This is a genomic window from Virgibacillus indicus, from assembly GCF_002266285.1.
GTDB classification, from domain to species: Bacteria; Bacillota; Bacilli; order Bacillales; family Amphibacillaceae; genus Virgibacillus_K; species Virgibacillus_K indicus.
In genome coordinates this window covers 1-523 of sequence record NZ_NPMS01000030.1, presented here as the reverse complement: position 1 = coordinate 523, position 523 = coordinate 1, and the positions used below count along the sequence as shown (strand labels likewise).

The window sequence follows — 523 nt, the reverse complement described above, 5'->3', positions numbered from 1 at the left end:
AACACCCGAAGTCGGTGAGGTAACCTTTTGGAGCCAGCCGCCGAAGGTGGGACCAATGATTGGGGTGAAGTCGTAACAAGGTAGCCGTATCGGAAGGTGCGGCTGGATCACCTCCTTTCTAAGGATAAAAGGAACGCCAGAGATCCTCTCGCAGGATCTCTCGGTAAGGACATACTGTGTTGTTTGGTTCAGTTTTGAGGGATTAATTTCTCAATTTCATACTTATTATAGATGGGCCTGTAGCTCAGCTGGTTAGAGCGCACGCCTGATAAGCGTGAGGTCGGTGGTTCGAGTCCACTCAGGCCCACCATCTATAAATACACGGGGCCTTAGCTCAGCTGGGAGAGCGCCTGCCTTGCACGCAGGAGGTCAGCGGTTCGATCCCGCTAGGCTCCATTTTGTACCTTGAAAACTAAATAAGAGTAACAACGACATCAAACCAAAAGCGATTTAAATTTTTAAAATAGCTTATTCATTGTAATTTAGTTAAGTGAATAAGGGCGCACGGTGGATGCCTTGGCAC

General features: G+C 48.2%; 2 tRNA genes and 1 rRNA gene. All 3 read left to right on the top strand.

Features of this window, described 5'->3' with window-relative positions:
- A 16S ribosomal RNA gene (locus CIL03_RS19345) occupies positions 1-118 on the top strand; the annotation flags it as partial.
- Positions 119-233: 115 nt separating this feature from the next.
- A tRNA-Ile gene (locus CIL03_RS19340) sits at positions 234-310 on the top strand.
- A gap of 13 nt (positions 311-323) precedes the next feature.
- Positions 324-396, top strand: a tRNA-Ala gene (locus CIL03_RS19335).
- Positions 397-523: the final 127 nt, after the last annotated feature.